The organism is Emticicia sp. GW821-FHT11C11 (assembly GCF_058808615.1).
This window is the reverse complement of the sequence record NZ_JBXARV010000001.1, coordinates 1,415,896-1,442,863: the sequence shown is the minus strand read 5'-3', so window position 1 is coordinate 1,442,863 and position 26,968 is coordinate 1,415,896. Positions and strand designations below refer to the sequence as shown.

General features: G+C 41.1%; 21 protein-coding genes. 14 read left to right on the top strand and 7 right to left on the bottom strand.

Annotated elements, in window-relative coordinates; genetic code table 11:
* Nucleotides 1-14 precede the first annotated feature (14 nt).
* The 4 genes from AC1RRY_RS06120 to AC1RRY_RS06105 form a co-directional block, all read right to left on the bottom strand.
* A complete protein-coding gene (locus tag AC1RRY_RS06120) occupies nucleotides 15-1,223 on the bottom strand; it encodes a glycosyltransferase family 2 protein (protein WP_492817379.1) in 1,209 nt (402 codons plus the stop codon).
* A gap of 93 nt (nucleotides 1,224-1,316) precedes the next feature.
* A complete protein-coding gene (locus AC1RRY_RS06115; RefSeq protein WP_492817381.1) occupies nucleotides 1,317-1,685 on the bottom strand; it encodes an Hpt domain-containing protein in 369 nt (122 codons plus the stop codon).
* A gap of 106 nt (nucleotides 1,686-1,791) precedes the next feature.
* Nucleotides 1,792-2,481: a LytR/AlgR family response regulator transcription factor gene (locus tag AC1RRY_RS06110; protein ID WP_492817383.1), complete on the bottom strand. Its 690-nt coding sequence runs from the start codon at nucleotides 2,479-2,481 to the stop codon at nucleotides 1,792-1,794.
* Entirely contained in the window at nucleotides 2,478-4,937 is a 2,460-nt protein-coding gene (locus AC1RRY_RS06105; RefSeq protein ID WP_492817385.1) for a PAS domain S-box protein, read from the bottom strand. The genes AC1RRY_RS06110 and AC1RRY_RS06105 overlap by 4 nt, the downstream gene beginning before the upstream one ends.
* An 831-nt stretch (nucleotides 4,938-5,768) precedes the next feature.
* On the opposite strand from AC1RRY_RS06105, the gene AC1RRY_RS06100 reads away from it, so the two are divergent.
* From AC1RRY_RS06100 to dapA, 11 genes are all read left to right on the top strand, one after another.
* Nucleotides 5,769-6,116, top strand: coding sequence for a cupin domain-containing protein (locus AC1RRY_RS06100; RefSeq protein WP_492817387.1), 348 nt, complete (start codon nucleotides 5,769-5,771; stop codon nucleotides 6,114-6,116).
* A gap of 11 nt (nucleotides 6,117-6,127) precedes the next feature.
* On the top strand, nucleotides 6,128-7,288 hold the full coding sequence (locus AC1RRY_RS06095; protein WP_492817389.1) for an alpha/beta hydrolase: 1,161 nt from the start codon (nucleotides 6,128-6,130) through the stop codon (nucleotides 7,286-7,288).
* A 6-nt stretch (nucleotides 7,289-7,294) separates the two neighbouring features.
* On the top strand, nucleotides 7,295-8,500 hold the full coding sequence (locus tag AC1RRY_RS06090; RefSeq protein ID WP_492817391.1) for a DUF6786 family protein: 1,206 nt from the start codon (nucleotides 7,295-7,297) through the stop codon (nucleotides 8,498-8,500).
* A gap of 18 nt (nucleotides 8,501-8,518) precedes the next feature.
* Nucleotides 8,519-10,909 carry a glycoside hydrolase family 95 protein gene (locus AC1RRY_RS06085; protein ID WP_492817393.1) on the top strand — a complete coding sequence of 797 codons (2,391 nt, stop codon included), beginning with the start codon at nucleotides 8,519-8,521 and terminating at the stop codon, nucleotides 10,907-10,909.
* 41 nt (nucleotides 10,910-10,950) lie between these two features.
* The gene (locus AC1RRY_RS06080; protein WP_492819269.1) at nucleotides 10,951-12,861 is read left to right on the top strand and encodes a glycoside hydrolase family 88 protein; all 1,911 of its coding nucleotides are present in this window, start codon (nucleotides 10,951-10,953) and stop codon (nucleotides 12,859-12,861) included.
* Nucleotides 12,862-13,157: 296 nt separating this feature from the next.
* The gene (uxaC, locus tag AC1RRY_RS06075) at nucleotides 13,158-14,558 is read left to right on the top strand and encodes a glucuronate isomerase (RefSeq protein WP_492817395.1); all 1,401 of its coding nucleotides are present in this window, start codon (nucleotides 13,158-13,160) and stop codon (nucleotides 14,556-14,558) included.
* 11 nt (nucleotides 14,559-14,569) lie between these two features.
* Nucleotides 14,570-17,101 (top strand): glycosyl hydrolase, encoded by a 2,532-nt coding sequence (locus AC1RRY_RS06070; RefSeq protein ID WP_492817397.1) that lies wholly within the window; start codon nucleotides 14,570-14,572, stop codon nucleotides 17,099-17,101.
* Between the two features lie 57 nt (nucleotides 17,102-17,158).
* Nucleotides 17,159-18,454, top strand: coding sequence for an MFS transporter (locus AC1RRY_RS06065; RefSeq protein ID WP_492817399.1), 1,296 nt, complete (start codon nucleotides 17,159-17,161; stop codon nucleotides 18,452-18,454).
* 24 nt (nucleotides 18,455-18,478) lie between these two features.
* On the top strand, nucleotides 18,479-18,919 hold the full coding sequence (locus AC1RRY_RS06060; protein WP_492817401.1) for a nuclear transport factor 2 family protein: 441 nt from the start codon (nucleotides 18,479-18,481) through the stop codon (nucleotides 18,917-18,919).
* 98 nt (nucleotides 18,920-19,017) lie between these two features.
* The gene (locus AC1RRY_RS06055) at nucleotides 19,018-20,292 is read left to right on the top strand and encodes a serine hydrolase domain-containing protein (protein ID WP_492817403.1); all 1,275 of its coding nucleotides are present in this window, start codon (nucleotides 19,018-19,020) and stop codon (nucleotides 20,290-20,292) included.
* Between the two features lie 105 nt (nucleotides 20,293-20,397).
* Nucleotides 20,398-21,282 (top strand): 4-hydroxy-tetrahydrodipicolinate synthase, encoded by an 885-nt coding sequence (dapA, locus tag AC1RRY_RS06050; RefSeq protein ID WP_492817405.1) that lies wholly within the window; start codon nucleotides 20,398-20,400, stop codon nucleotides 21,280-21,282.
* Nucleotides 21,283-21,296: 14 nt separating this feature from the next.
* Here the strand turns inward: dapA and AC1RRY_RS06045 are convergent, their stop codons facing one another.
* Complete coding sequence (locus tag AC1RRY_RS06045; RefSeq protein ID WP_492817407.1) at nucleotides 21,297-22,214, bottom strand: YihY/virulence factor BrkB family protein; 918 nt, start codon at nucleotides 22,212-22,214, stop codon at nucleotides 21,297-21,299.
* A gap of 170 nt (nucleotides 22,215-22,384) precedes the next feature.
* Here AC1RRY_RS06045 and porX point away from each other — a divergent pair, with 170 nt between their 5' ends.
* Both porX and AC1RRY_RS06035 read left to right on the top strand, forming a co-directional pair.
* A complete protein-coding gene (porX, locus tag AC1RRY_RS06040) occupies nucleotides 22,385-23,947 on the top strand; it encodes a T9SS response regulator signal transducer PorX (protein WP_492817409.1) in 1,563 nt (520 codons plus the stop codon).
* Nucleotides 23,948-23,955: 8 nt separating this feature from the next.
* Nucleotides 23,956-24,660 (top strand): hypothetical protein, encoded by a 705-nt coding sequence (locus AC1RRY_RS06035; protein WP_492817411.1) that lies wholly within the window; start codon nucleotides 23,956-23,958, stop codon nucleotides 24,658-24,660.
* On the opposite strand, the gene AC1RRY_RS06030 is transcribed toward AC1RRY_RS06035, so the two are convergent.
* Nucleotides 24,657-25,337 (bottom strand): cell division ATP-binding protein FtsE, encoded by a 681-nt coding sequence (locus tag AC1RRY_RS06030; protein ID WP_492817413.1) that lies wholly within the window; start codon nucleotides 25,335-25,337, stop codon nucleotides 24,657-24,659. The two genes, AC1RRY_RS06035 and AC1RRY_RS06030, sit on opposite strands and share 4 nt — an antisense overlap.
* 84 nt (nucleotides 25,338-25,421) lie before the next feature.
* Entirely contained in the window at nucleotides 25,422-26,081 is a 660-nt protein-coding gene (fsa, locus tag AC1RRY_RS06025) for a fructose-6-phosphate aldolase (RefSeq protein ID WP_492817415.1), read from the bottom strand.
* 506 nt (nucleotides 26,082-26,587) lie between these two features.
* Here fsa and AC1RRY_RS06020 point away from each other — a divergent pair.
* Complete coding sequence (locus AC1RRY_RS06020; RefSeq protein ID WP_492817417.1) at nucleotides 26,588-26,926, top strand: transmembrane 220 family protein; 339 nt, start codon at nucleotides 26,588-26,590, stop codon at nucleotides 26,924-26,926.
* The last annotated feature ends 42 nt before the right edge of the window (nucleotides 26,927-26,968 follow it).

The following is a 26,968-nucleotide window of genomic DNA, read 5'->3' as shown; positions in this document are numbered from 1 at the left end:
TCAAATTCAATTATTTATTCTGCCCGTTTGGCCTTTTCCCAGATACCGGAAGTAACACCCTTGCGATATCGGTTATAGCCCGCAATAGCGCAGTAGTTCATGAATGAAAAATAAAAAGGCACAAACAATAATTTCACCCTTATCTTCCGGTTTTCAAGCCAGTATCCTGTTAGAGCCAACAAATAAAAGATTACCTGCGCAGCCAACAGTATTTTATAAAAACTGAAAGGCTCACTTAAGTCTTCCATCAATACCAATGCCAGATTAAGCACAAAAATAAGTGGCAGACAAAAAGGTGCCACGGCCCATCTCATAGCACGATGTGAAACATACTGAAACGATAACCAGCCATATCTGAAAATGTTCCATAAAAAGGCAAGCCGCACAATTGATTGGAATCCTCCGGTAGCAATGCGCACCTTACGTTTCATTTCATCCTGAATAGAAAACGATGGTCTTTCAATAGCATAGGCATCAGGTTCATAAATGACACGATACCCATTGGCAGCTACTCTTAACGACACCATGAAATCGTCAAGCAGCGTATCTTTTTCAACATTGCCATAAAGATTTGTTCTTACAGCAAACAATTCACCCGCCGCACCCACAACCGAATATAATTTAGTATCTAATTTCTTTAAGAAAGACTCATACTTCCAATACAGGCCTTCTCCGGCCCCGGCAGCTGCTTCGCTGTCATCTGTCTGAATACGTTTTTCTCCGGCTACTGCACCTACTTTCTCATCATTGAAATGTCTTACAATATTTTTGATAACCGCTTTATTGAGAGTTGTGTTGGCGTCAGTAAAAATCACTATGGGCGTAGTGATGGTTTTAATGGCCATGTTCATAGCCTCTATTTTGCCTTTGCGCTCTGTACCTCCTATGATGCGTAAGTTCGGATAAGCCTCTTTCAGTGATTCCAGATATTCGGTTGTGCCGTCGTTCGAGCCTTCGGTTACGAACAAAACATCCATCTTATCGGCAGGGTAATCTAACCCGAACGAGTTTTTAACCTTGGCCTCAATACAGCTCATTTCATTGTAAGCCGGTATCACCAACGTGACATGGGGTTGAAAAGCCGGATCGTCGAATGTCGGAAACCGAATACCCAGCCATTGTCTGATTTTCACAAACAGCCATGCCGCAATGCCATAGCCGATGTAAGTATAAAAAACCAAACCAATACAAACCCAAAATAGAATTTCAACAATAGTTTTCATCACAAAGAATAAATCGTTTTGAGCCTTATCTAAAGCAGAAGCGCAAGGTATTCCCTTTTGTAGTATTCCTGAAAGAAATCAGCAGTTTCAGAATCAAATATAATCATCCATTCGTTTCAGATCTTCTTCAATTACCAGTTTTGCGTGATTTACATCAACAGCAATCTGCTGATACTGAGTTAATAGTTCTGCCTGTTCCGGACCCGATTTTGCAAAAGCCTCAAAGGCCTGTATTTTAGGATGCAGAAAAGTAAGCCCAACCATAGAAAAAGACGGTTTAATCTGATGTGCCAGCCTGCCTACTTCATCGTAATTTTTGTTTAAAATCTGCTCCTGCATTTCGTTCCACACAGGAATACTTTCTTCCAGGAACGAGTTAAACATGATCTGTACGATAGATAAATCTCCACCATAAATTTCGTTGATGTAATCGGCATCGAGGTGAGCATTAAACTCAAACATAAGGAAGACGGTTTAGAACAGTAATAAAGCAAAAAAAATACCACACATTTATTTACAAAAAAATATTTATCGCTCCGAACAAATCAGATTTATAAATAGCCGGCTATTATAACATGTTCAGGCGATTCATCAATTCGGGCTTGTTGGCTCTGCTGATCGGAATCACCTTTTTAGCAATTACCAGGTTATTCTCTTCGATGTCAACGATTTTATCCAGGTGAACGATATATGACCGGTGTACCCTCAGGAACTGACTGCCCAGTTTCTCTTCCAGGTACTTCATAGTGGTATGAATAATATATGAATTATCGTGAGTGAAAATCTTCACATAGTCTCCTATGTTCTCAATAAACAAAATATCTGCATAAGGCAGTCTGACGTATCTGCCGTCTGTTTTTACATAAATTTCCTGTCTTTGCTGCGAAACGGTCGTCTTTTTAGAATACAGCTCTACTACCTTTTCAACTGCCATTTTGAACCTTGGCAGCATGACGGGCTTTTTCAGGTAGTCGGTCACCTGGTATTGATATGCGTCGAAAGCATACTCGGTTTTGGTTGTTGTCATGATTATCTGAGGTATAGATGTCAGATTTTCAAGCAAATCAAAACCAGAAAGACCCGGCATCTCTACATCCAGCCATATCAGGTCAACTTTTTCTGTCGACAAGTAAACCAGTGCATCTTCTGCATTTTCAAAAACAGAAACCAGTTCTAATGATTCATGCTGTTCACAAAGCCGCTGTAACGATTTCCGAGACATTACTTCATCTTCAACGATGATACATTTCAATTTCATATTAGTAGTTTGGCTAATTCGTTCCTTATAATCGGAAGGCTTTGATTAATATCTCCAAAAATATCTTTCCAGGTAGTTAACAGTGTTTCTTCTGTTTCAGAAGGTTGCCTTACCTGCTCTTCAAAATCAAACATTCTCTTTTCCAGTTCTGTTAGTCCTACCATACCAAGGGTAGGTTTCAGTTTGTGTACTACTTTGGCAAGCCGTTCTCTTTCATTGCTTTGTATCAACTCTTGCAGGGTATTGAAATCCGGCACCACTTCTGTCAGGAAAGTCTGAAACATATCGGCGGCATATTCCTTATCGTCACCATAAAGCTCTTTTAAACAGGCCCGGTTTAAGTCTGTTTTCCCTCCTGTAGATGCTGCTATTCTTTCAGTTGTTTCATTTTCATTGCTCAGGTATTCCTGTAAAGCACTCAATAAATGAGCAGGCGTAAATGGTTTCGATATAAACCCGTTCATACCAACGGCAAGGGCCTTATTTTTTTGATCGACCATTGCGGAGGCTGTAAGCGCTACTATGGGTGTATTTTTATTAATGTTATCTGTATTTCTTATGTTAATAGATGCTTCGTAGCCATCCATATTAGGCATCTGAATGTCCATCAGGATAATATCGAATTTCTGTTCCATAGCCAGTTCTACGGCTTTTTTACCATCAGCAGCAATCATAAACGGAATATTCCATTTATCCAGTAACTTGATGATGTACTTCTGATTCATTGCGTTGTCTTCTGCAACTAAAACCCTGCCGATTTTCAATGCTTCGGTGGAAGGTTCCTTTTTTTCAATGCTTACTTCTGTCATCTTCTGAAAAGGGAGAACAAAAGTAAAGGTTGACCCTTTGCCTTCCTGGCTTTTCACAGAAATTGTTCCGCCTTGCAATTCCACCAATTGCTTGGTTATGCTAAGCCCTAAACCTGTACCTTTATGTTTGTTGCCATGATAGGTTACCTGTTCAAATTTCTGAAAAATCAGATCTCGTTTTTCTTCAGGAATACCTATGCCCGTATCGGCTACTTTAAACTCAAGCCATATGTTATCGTCTTTCTCCTGTTTTATTTTTACCGAAATATCAATCGCACCTTCAAGTGTAAATTTCTCGGCATTACTAATCAGGTTCAGCATAATCTGGTTAAGTAACAAGTCATCTCCTACATAATTGCCAGAAATCCGGGCATCAATCATCAAATCTATGCGGATGGGTCTGTTTTCCAGTTTGATTTTAAAAACCTGCTGTGTGGCACGAAGTAATCCGACCAGATCAAACGGTTTTCTTTTCACGTCCACTTTTCCGTCTTCAATTTTCGCCATGTCCAGCAGGTTAGATATTAACCCATGCAGAAAATCAGCAGTTGTTTTTAATACCTCTAGGTATTCTTTCTGTTGCTGGCTCGGACGGGTATCAAACAACAGGTGGGTCATTCCTATGATCGCATTGAGTGGTGTACGGATCTCATGGCTCATATTGGCCAAAAACTGTTTTTCTGCCTGACGTGCTTCTTCGGCAATCTGCTTGGCATTTGCCAATTCCTGTTCCAGTTGTTTCCGCTCGGTAATGTCATAATGAACACCTATTGAACCCACTACTATGCCGTTTTCGTCAATAATAGGCGACCCGCTGATAATTGCCCAAAGACTACTTCCGTCTTTTTTAATCATTTTCATTTCATACGAACTCCCCATGCCATACTCTCTTTTGGCCTGCTCAGTGTCCATAATATTTTCATAGCCTTTCGCTACGAACATATCCGAAGCAATTTTACCCACCAATTCTTCTTCAGTGTAGCCGATCATTTTACAAAACCTTTCATACGCACGGGTAATTCTCTGATCGTTATCAACCTCTAAAAGTCCCAGCGCCATGTTATCCATAATTTTGCGGTACTTTTCTTCACTTTTACGGATATTTTCGGCTGTCAGATAACGCTGGGTTATATCTCTTGCTACGGCAGACAGTTCAACAATACGGTTGTTTTCTTTCAAAAGATGCACACTTTGACCAATCCACACAATACGGTCATCTTTTGTCATTGCCGGAAACTCCATATAGGTGCTTTCCTGTTTTTCCTTCATCATGTTCCAGTAAAAACTCACCAGTCCTTCGCGGTATTCAGGCACAACCAGCTCGGTAAAATGTTTTCCTACTATCTCTTCAGGCTCATACCCCAATACCTGTTTCACGATCGGATTCACAAACGTAAAATGGCCTTCGGGTGTAATTTTATAAATGATATCTCTTAATGACTCAATGAGTATCTGATAACGATTTTCTATTTTCTGAATTGCCGCATCCCCTTCTTCACGCTGACGCTCAAAATTGGCATTCGAACTGCTTAATTGTTCATTAAGCTGAGCTAACTGCAATAGCTTCTCTTGAAGAAGCGCTTCAGCATTTAACCTGGCACTGCGTTCCTGCTCTATCTGTTCTTTAAGAAGTTCTATTTCTACCATAATTTCTGGTTGGTGTGACCTAACAATCCACAATTTTTACGTTCACCGCAAAAAGCAGCACATCGCTAAGAGTGTAGCTTAACTATTGTAATTGATTGGTAGCAGTTTTTGAAAAATATAACGAGAGCACTATAAAAAATTATGGTATGAATCAGGCCTAATAATTCCAATAGTTTTCGTATTCACTTGTAAATAGCAACGTTTTTTTAATATATATTTCACATTACCTGTTCTTTATTAAGAAGCCTTAATGTGGTATATTCAGAATTGTTAAATAGCAATAAACATGCCTGTTTATTTAAACCGTAAAAATATAGTTTGTCTTCTGTCCACCTCAGATAATTCAATAAAAATCGATCTAAAAATACCACTATGTAGCATACCGATTTACTTTCCCGATACTAAAAAAGGGCATTTCAGATATTCACAATATAAAAACCAAATATATTTATATTCCTAAGAAAAAAAAGCTACTTGCATGAGTTTTTTAATTTACGCTTACGGTATTGTGACAAAATAGCATATCTGCATTGCTGATGCCCGTATTATTTCAAAAAAACTTGGCGTATCTGAAAAACAGTTCAATCTGGTACAAGGACTATCTTCATTCGGCTACGTCAGCCTATCAACGGGCTTTTTTTTCGATTAATTCTTGAATATTTACAATTCAATTACACCTAAGTACAATTTTGGCAACGTTCCCGATAACGTTTGCATAAAAATATCAATTCGCTGTGAACATTTTCTTTAAAAATAATAGGTACTTTTACCTTCCAGTAAAAGTATAATATATTTACATCCGTCTATTAAACATAAACCATAACCTCTCTCGTGAATACAGCCTTTGAGAAAACGCTGGTAGAAGACCATGACCTACCGTGGGAAATAGTTGATGCGAAAATCAAGCGCAAAATCATGTCTTATTCTAAAGACCTTATGCTGGTAAAAGTAGCTTTTGAAAAAGGTGGCATCGGGGCTGTTCACAAGCACCCGCATCTGCAAATGAGCTACATTGCCGGTGGTGTTTTTGAAATCACTATTAATGGCGAAAGCAAAATTCTGAAAGAAGGAGATGTATACTTTGCACCTTCTGATGTACTGCATGGAGCTGTTTGTCTGGAAGATGGTGTACTGGTTGATGTGTTTAACCCGATGCGCGAAGATTTTATTCATACGTAAACCTTAATCTTATGAAATCATCATTTCTTATTCTGTGCTTTTCTCTGGCCAGCTCATGGGTGCTAGCCCAGTATAACCCCGAAAAACCCGACCTGCGCCAGGGGCGTTTTTTTACGGAAGAGCAAGCCATAAAAGTGCATGAAGACCTGGCAAAGGGATACTCTGATAAAAAAAGTTGGGAGAAGCGCGCCGCTCTTATCCGGCAGGGCATTCTTGATGGTTCGGAATTTAACCAACTCACCTTAAAGAAACCAACCAACATTACTATTCATAGCAAAAAGGAATTCAATGGTTATAGTGTTGAAAACGTCTCTTTCCAGAGCCTGGATGGCATCTATGTAACGGGGAATCTCTATCGGCCCTTAGCACAGAGCAAAAAAATGGCAGGAATCCTTTGTCCGCATGGACACGGCTCAGACCCACGCCTGAAAGAGTATACACAACAACGCTGTGCTACGTTGGCTCGCATGGGTGCGGTAGTTTTTGCCTATGACATGATCGGTATGGGAGATTCGAAACAATGTGATCATAAAATAGCTAAGGCTATAAAGTTACAATTGGCCAATGGCACTGCGACCCTCGAATTTTTGCTTGGACTACCCAATGTTGACAAGGAACGAATAGGCATGACCGGAGAATCAGGTGGTGGTACCCAGACCTTTCTACTAGCTGCCATCGATAGCCGAATTAAAGTGTCGGTACCGGTAGTAATGGTTTCGGCTTATTTCTTCGGAGGTTGTGTGTGCGAAAGCGGTATGCCTATCCACAAACGCCCCACTCATGAAACAACCAATGTTGAAATAGCCGCACTTGCCGCTCCAAGACCTATGCTATTGGTATCTGACGGTGGCGACTGGACCAAAAACACTCCGGAACAGGAATATCCGTTCATTAAACGCATTTATTCATTCTATGGTGCTGAAAACAAATTAGAAAACGTGCACCTGCCTAATGAAAAACACGACTACGGTATTTCGAAACGTCTGGCTGCCTATGCTTTTCTGGCGAAACATTTGAAACTGGATATCGACAAGGTAACGGTAAACGGCAAAATTGATGAAAGTACCAATACCGTACTTACACCTGCCGACCTGCAGGTGTTCGATACCACCCACCCTTTGCCGGGTAATGCATTGAAGGGAGACGAAGCAGTAATGAAACTGTTAAACTAAACCCGGATGAAAAAAGCTTTTTCTATCCTTCTGGCATTTTACTGCATGGCTTGTAATCAGGCGCATGAGAGAAACGATACACAAACAACTATGAAACAGGAAGAGACTTTTGGTTACGATTACGATTTTCTGAAAAAATATAAAGAGGTAGTATTATTGGAGCAGGACAGCATGAAAGTAGCCATTGTAAGCGATTATCAGGCACGAGTAATGACCAGTTCAGCGAAAGGAAATGGCGGTTTCAGCTATGGCTGGATTAACCACGAAGCCATTGCATCAGGCAAATACACCCCGCACATGAACGCCTTTGGCGGTGAAGAACGTTTCTGGTTCGGCCCCGAAGGCGGGCAATATTCTGTTTTCTTTAAAAAAGGCAGCACCTTTGATTTTGAAAACTGGCAAACCCCGGCTGAAATAGACACTGCATCTTATGATTTGATAGAGAAACAGGCCAACAGAGCCGTTTTTACAAAAGCTATGACGCTTGAAAACTACTCAGGTACTCAGTTCAACGTAAAACTGAATCGCGAAATCAGTTTACTGAACCAAACTGATGCCGAAAAACTATTGGGAGTAACACTCAAAGATATAGCGTGGGTAGGCTATCAAACCAGAAACGCATTGACAAATACCGGAACCGACGACTGGGATAAATCGAAAGGAGTGCTTTCTATCTGGCTTTTAGGTATGATGAAAGCCTCTCCCAAAAATATCATCATCATTCCTTATCAGGCAGGAAAAGCAGATGAGATCAATGACAGTTATTTTGGCAAAATACCGGCTGAGCGATTAGTAAAAAAAGAGGATATTCTATTCTTCAAAGCAGATGCACAATCACGCGGAAAAATAGGAATTCCGCCACAGGCTTTAAAACCGATAGCCGGTAGCTATGATGCCGAAAACAAAATTCTTACCATTGTTCAGTTCGATTACAAGGGTGAAACCGACTACGTGAATTCGATGTGGGAAATCCAGAAAAACCCTTATAAAGGTGATGCAATCAATGCCTATAATGATGGTAAGAATGCTACGGGTAACCAGATGGGAGAGTTTTATGAGTTAGAAACCTCCTCTCCTGCCATTGCCCTGAAACGTAACGAAACATTAATTCACACACAACGTACATTTCATTTCGAAGGGCCAGAGAACGCGCTGGATGCCATCAGTAAAAAACTGTTAGGTATTCATCTGGCAGAAGTGCCCAAACTATGAATCTTTTAAATAGCAACTATGAAAAAATACACATTATTACTACTACTTTTCACTATTACAATTGCCGGCTACACACAACCTGACAAAACACTTTGGTATAAAAAACCGGCACAATACTTTGAAGAAACCCTGGTACTCGGCAATGGCAAATTAGGTGCAACGGTTTTTGGAGGAGTGCAGTCAGACAAAATTTATCTGAATGATGCCACCTTATGGTCGGGTGAGCCTGTCAATGCCCAAATGAATCCCGAAGCCTATAAGCATATTCCCGCTATCAGAGAAGCACTGAAAAATGAAGATTATAAATTAGCAGACCAGTTGTACCGCAAAATTCAGGGAAAATACTCTGAATCATTTGCCCCACTGGGTACAATGTACATCAACTTTGCGAACGAAGACAAGGCACAGAACTATTACCGCGAGTTGAATATCGGGGAGGCAGTTTCGAAAACCAAGTATGAAATTGATGGTGTAAAATACACCCGCGAATACTTTGTTTCACATCCCGACCAAATAATGGTCATTAAATTGACAAGCAGCAAAGCAGGAGCTTTAAGCTTTGATGTAAAGTTTAATAGCCTGCTAAAAAACAAGGTTTCAGGCAATGGAAATCTGTTAAGGGCAAACGGATATGCCCCTATCAAAGCGGCACCCAATTATGTAAATATACCAGATGCCGTAGTATTTGATGAATCAAAAGGCACCCGGTTTACTACTTTAGCAAAAATCAAGAATACCGGGGGTACGGTGGTCAATACCGACAGTACCATTGGACTCAAAAATGGAACAGAAGCCTTGATTTTCGTATCGATTGCTACCAGCTTCAATGGTTTTGATAAAAACCCTGCCACCGAAGGGCTGGATAATAATGCCATAGCAACGGCTAATCTGAACAAAGCCTTTAGCAAGACTTATACCCAATTAAAACAGGCGCATATTAAAGACTATCAGTCGTTTTTCAACAGGGTAAGTCTGAATCTTGGGCCTACCCAGGCTCCTATTCTACCAACCGATGAAAGGTTAAGACGCTATGCCGAAGGAAAAGAAGACAAAGTGTTGGAAGTGCTTTATTTTCAGTATGGACGCTATTTACTGATCAGCAGTTCACGCACTAAAGGTGTACCTGCCAATTTGCAAGGCATCTGGAATCCTTACATGCGCCCGCCTTGGAGCAGCAATTATACTACCAACATTAACGCCGAAGAAAACTACTGGCTGGCAGAAAACACTAATCTGTCAGAAATGCATCGGCCGTTATTAGGCTTTATCAGAAATGCATCTGAAACAGGGAAAATTACTGCTAAAACCTTTTACGGTGTCAATGGCTGGACAGTGGCACACAACTCTGACATCTGGGCAATGAGTAATCCGGTAGGTGATTTTGGCAAAGGTGACCCTGTTTGGGCTAACTGGACAATGGGTGGCACCTGGCTAAGCACGCACTTATGGGAGCATTACATTTTCACAAAAGACATTAATTTTCTGAGAAACGAAGGCTATGACATCATGCGTGGCGCAGCACAGTTTTGTCTGGAATGGCTGGTTGAAGATAAAAACGGACATTTGGTTACTTCTCCGTCCACTTCTCCTGAGAATAAATACATCACTTCAACAGGCTATCACGGCGCTACACTTTATGGCGCTACAGCCGATCTGGCCATGATACGCGAGTGCTTTGAACAAACCATTAAAGCCTCTAAGATATTGAATACCGATGCCGGATTCAGAACTAAACTGGAACAGGCTCTGGCTAAACTATACCCTTATCAGATTGGTAAAAAAGGAAATCTGCAGGAATGGTATTATGATTGGGAAGACGAAGACCCTAAGCACCGCCATCAGTCGCATTTGTTCGGTTTGTTTCCCGGTAATCATATCACACCTGAAAAAACACCATCACTGGCAGACGCCAGCCGCAAAACACTGGAAATTAAAGGTGATGAAACCACCGGCTGGTCAAAAGGCTGGAGAATCAATCTTTGGGCAAGGCTTTGGGATGGGAACCATGCTTATAAAATGTATCGTGAATTACTGCATTATGTGGAACCCGACGGTGTAAAAACCAATTATGCGCGTGGCGGAGGCACCTATCCTAACCTGTTTGATGCCCACCCGCCTTTTCAGATTGACGGTAATTTCGGAGGGGCTGCGGCTGTAGCCGAAATGCTTGTTCAATCAGATGAAACACATATCCGGCTATTACCCGCCCTACCAGATGAGTGGAGTACAGGTTCAGTAAAAGGTATATGTGCCAGAGGTGGCTTCGAGATTTCAATGACCTGGGCCGACAAAAACATCAGGACTTTGACTGTTTACTCAAAAAAAGGCGGACAAACCACGATTATCAGTGGCAGGAAATCCCAAAAAATCAACCTGAAAGCAGGACAAAAATTGAACATAGTGTTGTAGTCCATATCTGAGTATTCTATCACTATTAGCTTATTAAGATGATGAGTGTTAAAAAACTGATTGCCATTTTTCTGTTTGCCGGTTTAACAGGCATGGCTCAAAAACCCTATTCGGTGCAGATGGCTGAGTCGTTCATGACCTGGCATAAAGATTCCATTACGGTAAAACCCAACAAACCTGCCGGATGGGATTATGAACAAGGGCTTGTATTAAAAGCTTTGGAAAAAGTGTGGTATCGCACCGGAGACGGGAAATACTTTGAGTATATCAGAAAAGATATGGACCGATATGTTCAAAAAGACGGCAGTATCAGAACTTATCCATATAATGATTTTAATCTGGACAATATTCCCACCGGAAGAGTACTGTTGATGCTGGCTCAGCAAACCCAACCCGACAAAGATAAATACATTAAGGCAGCGCATTTACTGTGGAAACAGATAGAAAACCAACCCAAAACCAAAGAAGGTGGTTACTGGCACAAGCAAAGGTATCCGTATCAGATGTGGCTCGATGGCCTGTTTATGTGTGAACCATTTGCAGCCGAATACAGCCGGATTTTCAATAAACCGGAGCATTTCGATGACATAGCCAGACAATTTTCGCTGATTGAGAAATATGCAGTAGACGAACAAACGGGTCTGGTTTATCATGGTTATGACGAAAGTCGCGAACAGAAATGGGCTGACAAAAAAACTGGTCTTTCGCCGCATTTCTGGAGCCGTGCCATTGGCTGGTATGCTATGGCTCTGGTTGATGTACTCGACTATTTCCCTGATTATAATCCTGAAAAAGCCAATCTTATCAAATACCTGCAACGTTTGGCGCCAGCTCTGGTAAAATATCAGGATGCCAAATCAGGTGTGTGGTATCAGATGACAACACAGGGAACCCGTAAAGGTAATTATTTCGAAGCCTCGGGTTCGTGCATGTTTGTATATGCCTTAGCCAAAGGCGTACGTCAAGGGTATCTGGATGCCAAATATGTGACTGCAGCCAGAAAAGGCTACGCAGGTATACTGAAAGAATTTGTAGAAAAAGAAAAAGACGGCACCATTAGCCTCAACAAAACTGTGAGCGTAGGTGGGCTGGGAGGTAATCCTTATCGTGACGGTTCTTACGATTACTACCTGAGCGAACCTATCCGCAAAAACGACCTGAAAGGTGTCGGGCCGTTCATCTTCGCCAGTGTCGAAATGGAAATCGCCAATGAAAATGCACCGGGCAAGGGCAAAATAGTAGCCGTTGACGGGCATTTTAACAATGAATTCAGAAAAGACCTGAATGGTAACCAAGAGAATTTTCACTATACCTGGGACGACCGCATGCACTCAGGCTTCTGGGTATGGGGCAATATATTCAACGAATTAGGTGCCCGCACCACCACTATTAAAGCTGCTCCAACAGCTGAAAACCTGAAAGATATCGGTGTATACATTATTGTTGATCCGGACACTAAAAAAGAAACAGCAAAACCTAATTTCATTCAGGCAGAAGATATCAAACAGATTAGCAACTGGGTAAAAAGCGGAGGGGTTTTAGTCATGATGGCTAATGATACATCCAATTGCGAGCATAAAAACTTCAATCTACTGGCTAAAGAATTTGGTATCCAGTTCCTGCCGAAAAACATCAATATGGTGCAGGGTACACAATGGGAACAAGGGCGATTGGATATTCCTGTCAACAATCCGGTTTTCAAAAATACAAAGGCGGTTTACATCAAAGAATTATCACCCCTTGAGTTGAGCGGTACAGCCCAATCAATACTGACTGAAAAAGGTGAAGTAATCATTGCAACGGCCAAAGTTGGTAAAGGAATGGTATTTGCCGTTGGTGACCCCTGGTTATACAACGAATACACCGATGGCCGGCGCATCCCGATCGTTTATCAGAATTTCGATGCCGCCAAAGATTTGGCGAAATGGTTGTTGCAGCAAAGTGTGAAATGATAATTAACTAATAAGTATTTTCCCTGATACCGACTTTAGTCGGTATATAAATACTAGAATGACCTTTGTTTAAATAGCCGCCGAATTCATTCGGTGACTTCATCGATGATTGAACATTATTGATACAATCACATACTTCAATTGTCAAAATAGTATTAAAAAAAGAAAAATTAGGGCAGAATAAATCAGATGAAACTGAATAGTTTTGCTGTATCAATATTTTAAATAATACATAAAGGCCGGCAAAGGGCTTAAAATCCTTATGTCAATTTCAAAATTTTAGAATTCAGAGAAGTATGAAACCGTTTTTAGACGAAGATTTTTTATTGCAAACCAAAACTGCGCGCACACTATATCATGAGTTTGCGAAGAATATGCCTATCATTGACTACCATAACCACTTACCACCCGACCAGATTGTGGCCGATAAAGTGTTTAGAAACATCACTGAAATATGGCTTTATGGCGACCACTATAAATGGCGCGCCATGCGTACTAATGGTATCAATGAAAAATATTGTACCGGTGATGCATCCGACTACGAGAAGTTTGAAAAATGGGCAGAAACTGTTCCTTATACCATGCGTAACCCATTGTATCACTGGACGCACCTGGAGCTACAGCGATACTTTGATATTCAGGAGGTACTGAACCCGCAGACTGCTAAGAAGATTTATGACATTGCTTCTGAGAAAATCAACTCTCCTGAGTTTTCGGTTAGAAATCTGCTTCGCAAAATGAATGTAAAAGTGGTTTGTACTACTGACGACCCGCTTGATACCTTAGAATACCATCAGCAATTGAGAGAAGCCGGAGATTTCGAAATAAAAATGCTTCCGGCTTTCAGACCCGATAAATTTATACTGATTGACAACCCTAATTTCCCGACTTATATTCAGAAACTAGGTGCTGTTGTCAATTTTGAAATACAATCTTTTGAAGATTTACTAAAGGCATTGCGTCACCGAGCAGACTATTTTGCTTCACAAGGTGGACAAATCTCAGACCACGGACTGGAGCAAATCTATGCGGCTGATTTCACCCTCGAAACAGCCGACAAGGCATTTAAAAATGCCATTGCCGGAAAGACTCTTTCAGAAACTGATGCCATTATTTTCAAATCGGCCATTCTGCATGAGTTAGGCAAAATATACGCCGAATTGGGTTGGACACAGCAGTTTCACTTAGGCGCTTTGCGTAACAACAATAAACGCGCTATGCGTGTGTTAGGACCAGACACGGGCTGGGATTCAATCGGTGACTGGTCTCAGGCCGCTGCGTTGTCGAAATTCCTGGGCAAGTTGGATGAATACGACCAACTGGCTAAAACTGTTATTTATAACCTGAACCCCGCTGATAATGAACTGATAGCCACGATGGTAGGCAACTTCAACGATGGTTCTATGGCTGGTAAAGTACAGTTTGGTTCGGGTTGGTGGTTTCTGGATCAGAAAGATGGCATGGAAAGACAAATCAATGCCTTGTCAAACATGGGGTTATTGAGTCGCTTTATCGGAATGCTGACCGACTCACGCAGCTTCCTGTCGTTTCCGCGCCATGAATATTTCCGGCGCATCTTATGTAACATCTATGGTAATGATATCGAAAATGGTGAATTGCCTAACGATATACCCTGGATTGGTGAAACCATACAAAACATTTGCTACAACAACGCCAAAAACTATTTCGGCTGGTAATAAGAGCACCCATGAAACGCTTTGTTATTCTTTTCTTACTGATTGCGTCGCAGGTATCAGCACAGGTATCTACCACTAAGCCCTGGGCCTACTGGTGGTGGATGGGCAGTGCTGTTACGAAAGAAGGCATCAGCCAGAATCTGAAAGAATATGCCAAAGCAGGTTTTGGTGGCATGCATATCATTCCTATTTATGGGGTGAAAGGTGAGGAAAGCAAGTTTTTACCTTTCTTATCAAAAGAATGGATGGATATGCTGGATTTCACCCTACAGGAAGCCCGGAAAAACAACCTGGGTATTGACCTGACATTGGGTACAGGCTGGCCTTTCGGGGGCAAAAATGTATCGACTGCAGATGCTGCTCAGGCATTCAAAGTAGTGCAACAGAATGGTCAATACACCCTTACCTTCGCCCCTACGAATCAGAAAGTGAAGCGGGCTGCACCGGGTGGAGAAGGGCTTGTAGTAGACCCATTCAACAAAGCAGCTATCGAGCGTTATCTCCATACATTTCAGGAAGCATTCGGACAAAAGAATTATCCTGTCCGTGCCTTTTATAATGATTCTTACGAAGCCTACGGTGCCAACTGGACTGCTGACTTCTTTCAACGCTTCAAAGAATTAAGGGGTTATGACTTACAAGAACACCTTGATGTGCTGGCCAAAGAAAAAGCTGAAACCGACCGCGAAAAATTGATCTGGGGTGATTATAACGAAACGCTTTCAGATATTCTTCGGGATGATTTCACCAAAACCTGGGTAGGCTGGTCAAAACGGCAAGGTAAAATCACCCGCAATGAAGCGCACGGTTCGCCCGCCAATATTCTGGATTTATACGCTATCGGAGATATTCCCGAATCTGAATTTTTCGGCAGCAAACCTTACGATATTCCGCTATCGCGGATAGACCCTGATTATGAGGAAAAACGCTTTGGAATTCCCGATGCATTGGTACTGAAGCTAGCCTCTTCTGTAGCTCATGTTACAGGTAAAAAGCTGGTCAGTTCAGAAACGGCAACTTGGCTGGGTAATCATTTCAAGGTAGCGCTTTCTCAGGTAAAACCCATTATCGACGAATCGTTTATTGGTGGTGTAAACCATATCTTTTATCATGGCGTTCCCTATTCACCGCCCAATGAGCCATTCCCGGGCTGGTTGTTTTATGCCTCTACCAATTTTAATCAGCAAAGTCATTTCTGGGAATACCTGCCCGAACTCAACAATTACATAGCTCGCTGTCAGGAAAAGCTACAAAACAGCAAGCCTGATAACGACATGCTGATGTACTTCCCTATTTATGACCTCTGGCAATCGGTAGGGAACAAGACTAAAACCCATGCCATTGACGTGCATGCCATTATGAAAGACGGCATGTTGAAATCTGCCTTTGGCGATGCCTGCAAAGTGCTCACCACCAATGGCTATAGTTTCGATTTTATATCTGACTTACAGCTAAAAAGTTCTCAGATAACCAATAAGCAATTAATTACACAAGGAAAGCAAGCATACAAAGCCATCGTGGTGCCGCCTGTACAATATCTTCCTGTTGCTACGCTGGCTTATCTGGAAAAATGCAAACGGGCAGGTATTCAGGTGTTTTTCATTGACCATTTGCCAACCTCAACCACCGGCTTTAAAGATTGGGACAAACACCAAAAGCAATTAGAACAATTGCTGCCCTCATTTAGCAATTCCGTTAGTTCAGACATAACCAAGAGCCTGCAATCGGCTAAAATCAGAAAAGAAAATCTATCGGAATCTGGTTTGTCTTTCATCCGCAAAAAGAATGCAAAAGGCACGCTTTATTTTGTAAGCAATCTGGGCAGTCGGTTTCAGCAGGGCAAAATACAGTTGGCTGTTTCGGCGCAGGCAGTCAGAATCTATGACCCGCTTCATCAAAAAAGTGGGCTGATAAATTTCAAACGCATTAGCCCACAGCTGATAGAAATCCCACTTACACTAACTGGTGGTGAGAGCGTATTCATTGAAGCACTGAATGAGAAGCCCGCTAACGAAAAAATTTATCCCGCAAAAAAGACAGGAGACTTCGTTCTATTGAAAGGTTTATGGAAAGTAGACTTTGTAAAAGGCCAACCTTTTATTCCAAGTTCTTTCCAGACAGACAGCCTGCAATCATGGGTAAATTTGAGTGATACTACCGCTCAGTATTTTAGTGGCACTGCACGTTATACATTGCGCTTTAATCTTGATAAATCACAGCTTAAAAACGGCTATATTGATTTAGGCGACGTACGCGAAATGGCAACTGTAAAACTAAACGGCAAAAAATTGGGCAAATCCTGGTCTTTACCATTCAGAGTACCGTTCACGGCTGACGGGTTAAGCAGTTCCAACCTAATAGAAATAGAGGTCACCAATTTATCAGCCAATCGTATTAGGTATTTAGATAAAACGGGAGTAAATTGGAAGAAATTCTATGATACCAACATGGTAGACATAAAATATCAACCCTTTAACGCTGCCAAATGGGAACCCGTTTCATCAGGTCTGCTTGGCCCCATACGCTTGATTTTTGAAGAATAAATCCATCACAGAAAGGGGAAAGCCCTTTCATGAACCTAAAAATTTAACCCTATAACTATGGAAAAAATCGGAAAGTATCGTTGGACTATCTGTAGTCTTCTTTTTCTTGCCACCACCATTAATTATCTCGACAGGAACGTTATCAGTTATTTAAAGCCTTATCTGGCAGATGCTTTCAATTGGACACCCGAACAGGAAGTAATTGATTATTCGAACATTGAAATTGCTTTTAAGTTAGCTTATGCATTCGGGATGTTCTTTGCCGGAGGTTTCATTGACAAATTCGGAACAAAGATTGGATATGCCATAGCGACAGGTTTGTGGAGTGTAGCAGCAGTAGCACATGCTTTTTGTACCGGAACATTAGGCTTTATTTTTGCCCGTGTATTTCTTGGAGTAACAGAAGCCGGAAATTTCCCTGCTGCTATCAAGTCAGTGGCCGAATGGTTTCCTCAAAAAGAAAGAGCCCTGGCAACCGGTTTCTTCAATTCCGGTACTAACATCGGTGCTATTATTGTGCCTTTATCTGTACCATTAATTGCCGAAAACTGGGGTTGGCAATGGGCATTTATTCTTACAGGAGTGATTGGTTTTATCTGGCTTATTTTATGGTTTATCTACTACGAAGTTCCTCAAAAACAGAAACGCCTGTTAAAAGCTGAATACGAATACATTCACTCTGATAAATCTGAACCTGCATCGCAGGAAAGAGTACCCTGGTCTACCTTATTGAAATTCCGTCAAACATGGGCATTTGCTATCGGTAAATTCTTAACTGATCCTGTTTGGTGGTTCTATCTGTTCTGGTTGCCCGACTTCCTGATGAAAGAGTACCATCTTTCTTCTACCGAAATCGTTTGGCCATCGGCATTAGTTTATATGATTGGCAGTATAGGCAGTATCTTTGGTGGCTGGTTACCTCTGAATTTCATCAACAGAAACTGGCCTGCATTCAGAGCACGTAAAACCAGTATGCTCATTTATGCCTTTGCTGTACTACCCGTATTATTTGCGCAATACATGGGCTCCATTAATATGTGGCTAGCAGTGCTGGTAATTGGCATAGCGGCCTCTGCTCACCAGGCATGGAGTGCCAATATATTCACTACGGTATCTGATATGTTTCCTAAAAAAGCTACCGGCTCTGTTACAGGTATTGGTGGTATGTTTGGTGGTTTGGGGGGTATTCTGCTCACATGGTTAGTACAAAAAAATATGTTTGTTTATTATACCAAAATCGGGCAGATACAAACCGGATACTTCATTATGTTCTGTATCTGCGGAGCGGCATATCTGCTGGCATGGTTAATTATGCACCTGCTTGTACCGAAAATGAAAAAGGTAGAACTATAAACATTCAACCTAAAAATATTTACCATGAAAAAAATAATCGTATTTGGTATTTTCCTGCTTGTAAGTAAACTAGCAACAGGCCAGGATACAAAAGCCATTATCGAAGACCTTGAAAAGAAACGTTTTGCAGCACAGGTTTCGAAAGATGCCGATTTCCTTAACAAGGTATTTGCCGATGATCTGATCTATGTACACTCAAACGGCAAAATGGATAATAAAGAAGCGTATGTTGCTTCGGTACTGAATGGCGGAAGTGTATACTCTAAAATTGATGTAGAAAACATCTCTATAAGATTATATAATAATAATCAGACAGCGGTTGTTAATGGAAAAGTACTTGTTACTCAACCACCTGTTGATGGCAAGCCTACACTCCTACCCTTAACCTACCTGGTTGTGTACGTGAAAGACAAGAAAAAAGGCTGGCAACTGAATTCTTGGCAATCGTTGAAACGGCCTAATTAATTATTCATACAATATTCTGAAAGAATGGTTTAGCAATTGTACATCATGCAATTGCTAAACCATTCTTCTCTATATAGACCATTTGAAACCCTTCACCTATGAAAAAAATAGTATTCCTGTCAGGATTCATTTTGCTTTCGTTGCTAACCACTGTTCATGCCCAGAATCCTCAACAACTAACATCTGTCAAAACACCTGAGGAAGCAGGCTTCTCGACCGAAAAACTGAAAAGATTGGACGCTCATTTTCAGGAAATAGTCGATAAAGGCATTGCGCCTAATGTGGTTACACTGGTAGCCAGAAAAGGTAAAATAGTACATGAAAAAGCCTTTGGCTATAGTAATCTTGAAGCCAGAACACCTCTTAAAAAAGATGATATTTTCAGAATTGCTTCTCAATCTAAACTCATCACTACCATTGGTTTGATGATGCTGTTTGAAGAAGGAAAATTCTTTCTGGACGAGCCTATTTCAAAATACATTCCTGCTTTCAAAAATGCCAGAGTTCTGGTAAGTTACGACGAAAAAGATCGGAATAAATATATTACCCGTCCGGCTAAATCAGCTATCACTATCAGGCAGTTACTAAGTCATTCGGCAGGGATTCCATATGAGCATCCTCTACAGGATTTGCCCGAATTTAAAGTGCCCTTCTTCTGCTCTGTAGAGAAGGATTTGCTGAAAGATGTGGTTGATAAAATAGCGGTCCGCCCGCTTCTGTCTGACCCGGGCACACAATTTACCTATGGATTGAATACCGATGTAATCGGCCGATTAATCGAGGCGCTATCGGGTATGCCGTTTGATGAGTATCTGCACAAAAAAGTATTGAATCCATTAGGCATGAACGATACCTACTTTTATCTGCCCAATGAAAAAGCCGGTCGACTGGTAGAATTATACTCTAAAGGAAGCACCGATGACAAACTAACCTTGCATACGAGTGAAACATACAGAAAATTTGCTGTAAGCGGACAAAGAGCCTTTTTCTCGGGCGGTGCCGGTTTAGTAAGCACCGTTCAGGACTATGCCAGAATATGCCAGTTTATACTAAACAAAGGAGAGTTTAATGGCAAAAGACTACTTAGCAGAAGCACTGTAGAGCTGATGAGCCGGAACCAGATAGGTGAAAGCTTTGTATGGGACAGACAGGATAAATTCGGGTTGGGTCTGCAGATTATCACGCCGGAATCTCATTATGGCGATAACGCAACACCGGGCTCGCTCACCTGGGGTGGTATGTATTGCTCTGAATACACCATCGACCCTAAAGAAGAACTTATCCTGCTGGTATTTACCAATGTTCATCCTTACGCACATTATTCTGAATTTGTGCGCAAATTCAGAATTCTGGTTTATCAGGCACTTTTATGATTTTATCAGGCAAAACGCTGTGAAACGATTTGAGAAATCTTTTTTCAAAGTCCGATTTTCTGACGAACTTTGCCCGACAGTACTATATTATTATTACAACAAAAAATGGCACATCCGTTAGAAGGAGTAGGTGTAGCTTTAATAACACCATTTGACAGGCAGCATGAAGTTGATTTTGATGCTTATGTAAGGCTGCTGGAATTTACAAGCGCAGGGGGCGCAGATTATTTTGTTGTGCAAGGCACAACCGGCGAAACCTCTACTACCTCTGTTGAAGAAAAGACCAAATTATTAAAGCTTGCCAGAGAAAACAACCCACGAAACCTACCCATCATATTTGGTTTGGGTGGTAACAATACAAAATCAGTTTTAGAGACCATCAAAACAACTGACTTAGAGGGCGTTACAGCCATCTTATCGGTTTGTCCTTATTATAATAAACCTTCACAAGCCGGGCTTATTGCACACTTTACAGCTATTGCTGATGCTTCTCCGGTACCGGTTTTATTGTATAATGTACCCGGGCGCACGGTTATTCATCTGCAGGTTTCAACGGTAGTTGAGCTGGCCAAACACCCGAACATTATTGGTATAAAAGATGCCAGTACCATTGAAAATGCACTTGAACTGGCCAAACGTTGCCCTGAAGACTTTTTGCTTTTGTCGGGTGACGATAATCTGGTAACAAGCTCAATCAGCGTAGGTTTTAAGGGTGTTATTTCAGTAATTGCCAATGCATTCCCGAAAGAGTTCAGTGAATTGACCTGGGCGGCTTTGAATGGTGATTTCAACAAAGCTGCCGAATTGCAGAAATGCTTTGTTGATTTCGATACCCTGCTTTATGTCGAATCAAATCCGGTGGGTATTAAGAAATGCCTTGAAATTAAAGGAATTTGCAGCTCAGAAGTACGTTTGCCACTAGTGAAAGCTTCAGCCGAATTAGGTGTAAAGCTTGAAAAAGCAATGATTCGTGAGGGTTTCTGGCAATAAAATAGTCACATATATTATTCTTCTAAAGGTGGGTTTATCTCACCTTTTTCTTTTCTGTAGAAATACAGTGCATCTCGCACCGAAATATTTATCTCAAAGCCCAGTATCAGAATCAGCGCAATCAGGTACAACCATACCATCAGGGCAATCAATGTTCCGATTGAGCCATACAGTTTATTATAAGAATTGAAATTGGACAGATAGTATGAAAAAAGGTTGGTAGCCAGAATGCCTAATAATGATGCAATAAATGCCCCTACATTGAAAAACTTCAGTTTTTTGTGTACGGCTGGTGCGAAATAATAAATCACGCACACACCAAAAAAGAAAATCAGGAAAACCCCTCCATAGCGCACTATCTGCAACAGGTAAAAGGTGAAATTTTCACTGAACAGGTCTTTGGAAAACAGGAAGTCGATAATTATTCTGCCCACCACCAGAAGCACTATGGCACAAACCAAAACCATTACCAGCAGAATAGTCAGAAAAAGCGCCATCATTCTGGCCTTCAGATAGCTGCGTTTTTCTTTTACATGCAATGCCATATTAAAGGCCCGCATGAGCGCCATCATGCCGTTAGTAGCCGCAAAAACCGTAAAAATAAACCCGAAAGAAAGAATATCGCTTCGTTTTCGGCTTACAATTTCAAGAATAGTGACCGATGTGTTCTCATAAATTCCCTGAGGCATTACATCTCTCAGAAAATCCATTATCAACCGGTCGAGGTGATTAATCGGAACAAACGGGATAAGTGTAAATAAGAAAATAACTCCAGGAAAAACCGCCAGCAAAAAGCTATAGGATACTGATGCCGCTCTTTGGTCGATATCAAATGTGATAATCTTTTTCCAGAGAATCACCAACAAATGATACAAAGAAACTGTTGTGTTCCATATATAGATTCGCTGAAGGAAGTGCTGAAGGCGTTTCAAATTAAAATTCTTGGTTCGTTTAATGCAAAAATACAAATTTACTTGATTTTCATGAATTTTACCGATATTGCAAAACGGTGCCTTTCAAGAAAATTCATTTGCGTATAGGCAATAAAAGTAACTTTTTTACATTGTAGCAATACACAATTTTATACATAACAGACAATTTTATGCGATACAACATACTCTGGGCGGACGATGAAATCGACTTACTTAAACCATATATAATTTTCTTACAAGGCAAAGGTTATGATGTAACTCCTGTACCGAGCGGTGCCGATGCCATTGATAAAGTAGAAACCGAACGCTACGATATAGTTTTTCTTGACGAAATGATGCCCGGTATGACAGGTCTGGAAACACTTGCGCAAATTAAGGTTCTGAAACCTAATTTGCCGGTGGTGATGATAACCAAGTCGGAAGAGGAACGTATAATGGAAGATGCCATCGGTTCAAACATAGCCGATTATCTCATTAAACCATTAAACCCCAACCAGATTCTGCTTTCTGTTAAAAAGATTCTTGATAATAAACGGCTCATTTCGGAAAAAACAAATCTGGGTTATCAGCAGGACTTCCGAAATCTGGCTATGCAATATAATGACCGGATCGGGCATCAGGAATGGGCCGAAATCTATAAAAAGCTGGTTTACTGGGAACTACAACTGGACAGGTCGGAAGATAAAAGTATGGAAGAAGTGTTTGGTATGCAAAAATCGGAGGCAAATTCTTATTTCTGCAAGTTTATAGAAGAAAACTATGAAGACTGGCTGAACGACCCGAAAGTAGACAAACCTTTGCTTTCACATCAGTTAATGAAAAAAAAGGTGTTCCCTCTGGTGCAATCCAATTCACCGCTTTTCTTTTTGCTGATTGACAATCTTCGCTACGACCAATGGAAAGTAATTGAAGAAGTGATAAGCGACTACTTTAATGTGGAAGAAGAGAGCGACTACTATGCCATTCTGCCAACAGCTACTTCTTATGCTCGTAATGCCATTTTCTCTGGCATGATGCCTTCTGATATGGCACGGCAACATCCTGACCTGTGGGTCAATGACGAAGGCGAAAATGAAGATGCTCTCAATAATAATGAAGCTGAGTTTTTGAAACGCCAGATTGAGCGCGGACGACTGAACATCAGTTTTTCATACAACAAGATTCTGAATATAAATCAGGGAAAAAGCCTGGTTGATAATTTCAATAATCTATTGAAAAATCAACTTGTGACCATCGTTTACAACTTTGTAGATATGCTCTCGCATGCACGCACCGAAATGGGTATGATTAAAGAACTGGCACCCGATGAGTCGGCCTACCGCTCCATTACCAGGTCGTGGATTGAGCACTCTCCTCTTCTGGACCTGCTGAAAAAGATTGCTGAGAAAAAAGGAAGACTGGTCATTACAACCGACCACGGGATGATTCGCGTAAAGCACCCCAAAAGAATTGTTGGTGACCGGAATGTAAATACTAATTTACGCTACAAACAGGGTAAGAACCTGAATCTTGACGATAAAGATGACCATGTGCTGATTGTAAGAAAACCTGAAATGTTTATGTTGCCCAAACCTAACGTATCAACAGCATACTTCTTTACGATGGAAGACTATTTCTTTGCGTATCCGAACAACTATAATCATTATGTGAGCCATTATAAGGATACGTTCCAGCATGGAGGTGTTTCGATAGAAGAGATGATTGTTCCGTTTGCATATCTGACCGCCAAATAGTGAATCACATGAGAATTCTGTTCTGTTTATTTTTTTGCATAAGCATTTTACCGGCTGTTGCACAAGAGCAACAGCCCAAATATATTGAAGACAAGTATTCCTATTTCCTGAATTTAACCCTCGGCAATGCGCTGGGTAAATACAGAACAGTATTAAAAGAAGGAAACAAAGCAGGTGCTAAATTCGGCGCATCAGGTGGAATTCTGTTTAACCCCTATGGAAGAAAAAGTGCGTCGACAGTTTTTTATGGCGCAGAAATTGGTTTGCAGGGAGACGGAAGAGAGGACGTTAAAACCACTTACAGCGGCGATTTCAGAGTTCTCAATACTTCTTTCTGGCTTAATGGGCTGGCTCGCTACCGCCCTGTTTTGTGGAGTTCTAAGTTTAACCCTTATGCCGATGCTTTTTTTGGAGCAAAGCTTATACAGACCAATCTGCTGGAGCAATTGAATGAGGATGACTCTGAGACACTACAACGCTGGACAAAAGTAACACCCAATTACGGTATTGGTGTGGGTGTAGGCATTAAGCTATTTGGAAACATGAAAAACAGCTATCTTGATATTGGCATTTACTACCAGCAGGCAGAGGCTACCAAAATTGTCAGACCCAATACGGTAGAAATTGACAATAATTTTGAATATAAAAGCAAGCAGGTTTTAACTACCACCAACCAGTTGTTGATTAAGGTGGGTATCACCGGGTTTAATTAAAAACCTTCTGCCAGGTCTCTTACTACGCCCTTGTCGCAATAAAGAGTGCGGTTCGGGAAACGCTCTATCAGTTCGAAATCGTGCGTAGCCATTAATACGGCCGTTTTAGATTTCTCATTAATATCTTTAAACAACTTCAGAATCTCAACCGACATCTCCGGATCCAGGTTGCCGGTAGGTTCGTCTGCCAATAGTATTTGTGGATGATTGAGCAATGCCCTCGCGATTCCTACCCGCTGTTGTTCACCACCTGAAAGCTGATGAGGCATTTTTGAAAGGATATTCGGTAGATTCACCAGATTCAATGCCTCGTCTATTCTCGACTTCATTTCGTCTTTGTCCTTCCATCCCATGGCTTTCAGGTAGAAAACCAGATTTTTTTCTATGTTTCTATCGCTCAGCAACTGAAAATCCTGAAAAACAATACCGATATTTCTTCTAAGATACGGAACTTGCGAACGCTTCAATGAATGCAGTTCATAGCCGGCCACTGTGCCGGTTCCTTTCTCAAGCCAGAGATCGGCGTATAATGTTTTTAAAACTGAAGATTTTCCACTGCCTGTGCGACCGATAAGATAAACGAATTCACCCTGATGGATAGTAAAGTCAACTGATGATAAAATCAGTTGGTCGCGTTGATAAATGTCGGCATTCCGTAAAGAAATAACGGGTTCCATAGCTATGGGGTAAGTGATTATATGCCAATATTAAGCAGTTTTTGCATCATTTCACAAAAACTGCTTAATATAGTATATGAAAGCTTATTTCTGATTCACTTTGGCGTGGTCGGCCAGGAATTTAGCCAGACCGCTGTCAGTAAGCGGGTGATTCAACAACGCAAGAATCGCAGAAAGTGGCCCTGTCATTACATCGGCACCAATTTTAGCACATTGAATAATGTGCATAGGGTGACGAACAGATGCAGCCAGTATCTGCGTTTCGTAACCATAGTTATCGTAAATCAAACGGATATCCTCAATCAGATTCATACCGTCAGTAGAAATATCATCTAAGCGACCTACGAATGGAGACACATAGGTGGCACCGGCCTTGGCAGCCAATAATGCCTGACCTGCAGAAAACACAAGCGTACAGTTGGTTTTAATACCTCTTTCAGAAAAATACTTAATGGCCTTAATACCATCTTTTATCATCGGTATTTTTACAACAATCTGCTCATCTATTTCGGCCAGTTCTTCACCTTCCACAATCATTTCTTCATACTTGGTCGAAATCACCTCAGCACTTACATCACCGTCAACTATGTCACAAATAGCTTTATAATGACGCATCACGTTATCTTTCCCGGCAATTCCTTCTTTTGCCATCAATGAAGGATTGGTGGTTACACCATCAAGCACACCCAGGTCTTGTGCTTCTTGTATTTCTTTAAGAGAGGCGGTATCGATAAAAAATTTCATAGAAATATAACCCCATACCCGTTTATAGGATAATTTGTTAGGACTCTCATGCCTTAGGGGAATTAGCTACATGAAAGCGGTGGTATATTATTGAACAAATGATATAAGCCTAAAACAAAAAAAGGCAAATTCACCGCTCGACCACAATACCCTTGCTTCGGTCAAGACCTGGGGGATTCAGCAGGAGCTGGTAATTTGCCGCTGCAAAGGTATGAAACTTTTCATGTTGCTACAAGTGCTTTTACAAAAAAGCGATAAGTTCACGCCGGCCTGTTATTACCTGCCAAAGATGCGAATGGTATCTCTGAAAAACCAAACTGACTGATACTGAACTTGTAAATGCGGGTATCATGGTTAGAGAAGTTATTATTTGTATGCCTGAAATAGCCTGCAAAATTTTGAAAAAAAATTTCCATAAACCTTCCATTAATAGCTTTTAACTTGACAAAGCCCTTTTTTTTTAGTTGTTTTGGTACACCATTCCTAACCATAAACCTGTGCTATTGATGGCAAAAAAAATCATCCTCTGGATTTTCATGGCTATGTTTGTTTATGCAGCCATTGTACAATACAACGACCCAGACCCGTTTGTTTGGGTTCCCACCTATCTGATCCCCGTTTTCTTATCTTATCATAAACTGAAAGGGAAAGGCGAGCCAATTATGTATTTTACGATCGGGTTATTATATCTGATGTGGTCAATCAATCAGTTTCCACCGCAATGGGAGGGTGTCGTGTTGAATCAGATGGGTATGAAGACTATTAATATTGAGATGGCCCGCGAATCACTGGGCCTGGGAATCTGTTCTTTTGCTATGTGGGTTTGCGCCTTGTTTAAGCAATAAACCTGTAAACAAACTATACTTAGGTGAATATAGATAACCTGA

Excerpts from the sequence above, each read along its gene's own strand:
- AC1RRY_RS06090 (WP_492817391.1), top strand. The coding sequence starts at position 7,295 with ATGAAAAAAGCTTTTTCTATCCTTCTGGCATTTTACTGCATGGCTTGT.
- fsa (WP_492817415.1), bottom strand. The coding sequence starts at position 26,081 with ATGAAATTTTTTATCGATACCGCCTCTCTTAAAGAAATACAAGAAGCA.
- AC1RRY_RS06060 (WP_492817401.1), top strand. The coding sequence starts at position 18,479 with ATGAAAAAAATAATCGTATTTGGTATTTTCCTGCTTGTAAGTAAACTA.
- AC1RRY_RS06105 (WP_492817385.1), bottom strand. The coding sequence starts at position 4,937 with ATGGTAGAAATAGAACTTCTTAAAGAACAGATAGAGCAGGAACGCAGT.
- AC1RRY_RS06070 (WP_492817397.1), top strand. The coding sequence starts at position 14,570 with ATGAAACGCTTTGTTATTCTTTTCTTACTGATTGCGTCGCAGGTATCA.
- AC1RRY_RS06115 (WP_492817381.1), bottom strand. The coding sequence starts at position 1,685 with ATGTTTGAGTTTAATGCTCACCTCGATGCCGATTACATCAACGAAATT.
- AC1RRY_RS06120 (WP_492817379.1), bottom strand. The coding sequence starts at position 1,223 with ATGAAAACTATTGTTGAAATTCTATTTTGGGTTTGTATTGGTTTGGTT.
- AC1RRY_RS06085 (WP_492817393.1), top strand. The coding sequence starts at position 8,519 with ATGAAAAAATACACATTATTACTACTACTTTTCACTATTACAATTGCC.
- AC1RRY_RS06065 (WP_492817399.1), top strand. The coding sequence starts at position 17,159 with ATGGAAAAAATCGGAAAGTATCGTTGGACTATCTGTAGTCTTCTTTTT.
- AC1RRY_RS06080 (WP_492819269.1), top strand. The coding sequence starts at position 10,951 with ATGAGTGTTAAAAAACTGATTGCCATTTTTCTGTTTGCCGGTTTAACA.
- dapA (WP_492817405.1), top strand. The coding sequence starts at position 20,398 with ATGGCACATCCGTTAGAAGGAGTAGGTGTAGCTTTAATAACACCATTT.
- AC1RRY_RS06020 (WP_492817417.1), top strand. The coding sequence starts at position 26,588 with ATGGCAAAAAAAATCATCCTCTGGATTTTCATGGCTATGTTTGTTTAT.
- AC1RRY_RS06095 (WP_492817389.1), top strand. The coding sequence starts at position 6,128 with ATGAAATCATCATTTCTTATTCTGTGCTTTTCTCTGGCCAGCTCATGG.
- AC1RRY_RS06055 (WP_492817403.1), top strand. The coding sequence starts at position 19,018 with ATGAAAAAAATAGTATTCCTGTCAGGATTCATTTTGCTTTCGTTGCTA.
- AC1RRY_RS06110 (WP_492817383.1), bottom strand. The coding sequence starts at position 2,481 with ATGAAATTGAAATGTATCATCGTTGAAGATGAAGTAATGTCTCGGAAA.
- AC1RRY_RS06035 (WP_492817411.1), top strand. The coding sequence starts at position 23,956 with ATGAGAATTCTGTTCTGTTTATTTTTTTGCATAAGCATTTTACCGGCT.
- porX (WP_492817409.1), top strand. The coding sequence starts at position 22,385 with ATGCGATACAACATACTCTGGGCGGACGATGAAATCGACTTACTTAAA.
- AC1RRY_RS06030 (WP_492817413.1), bottom strand. The coding sequence starts at position 25,337 with ATGGAACCCGTTATTTCTTTACGGAATGCCGACATTTATCAACGCGAC.
- uxaC (WP_492817395.1), top strand. The coding sequence starts at position 13,158 with ATGAAACCGTTTTTAGACGAAGATTTTTTATTGCAAACCAAAACTGCG.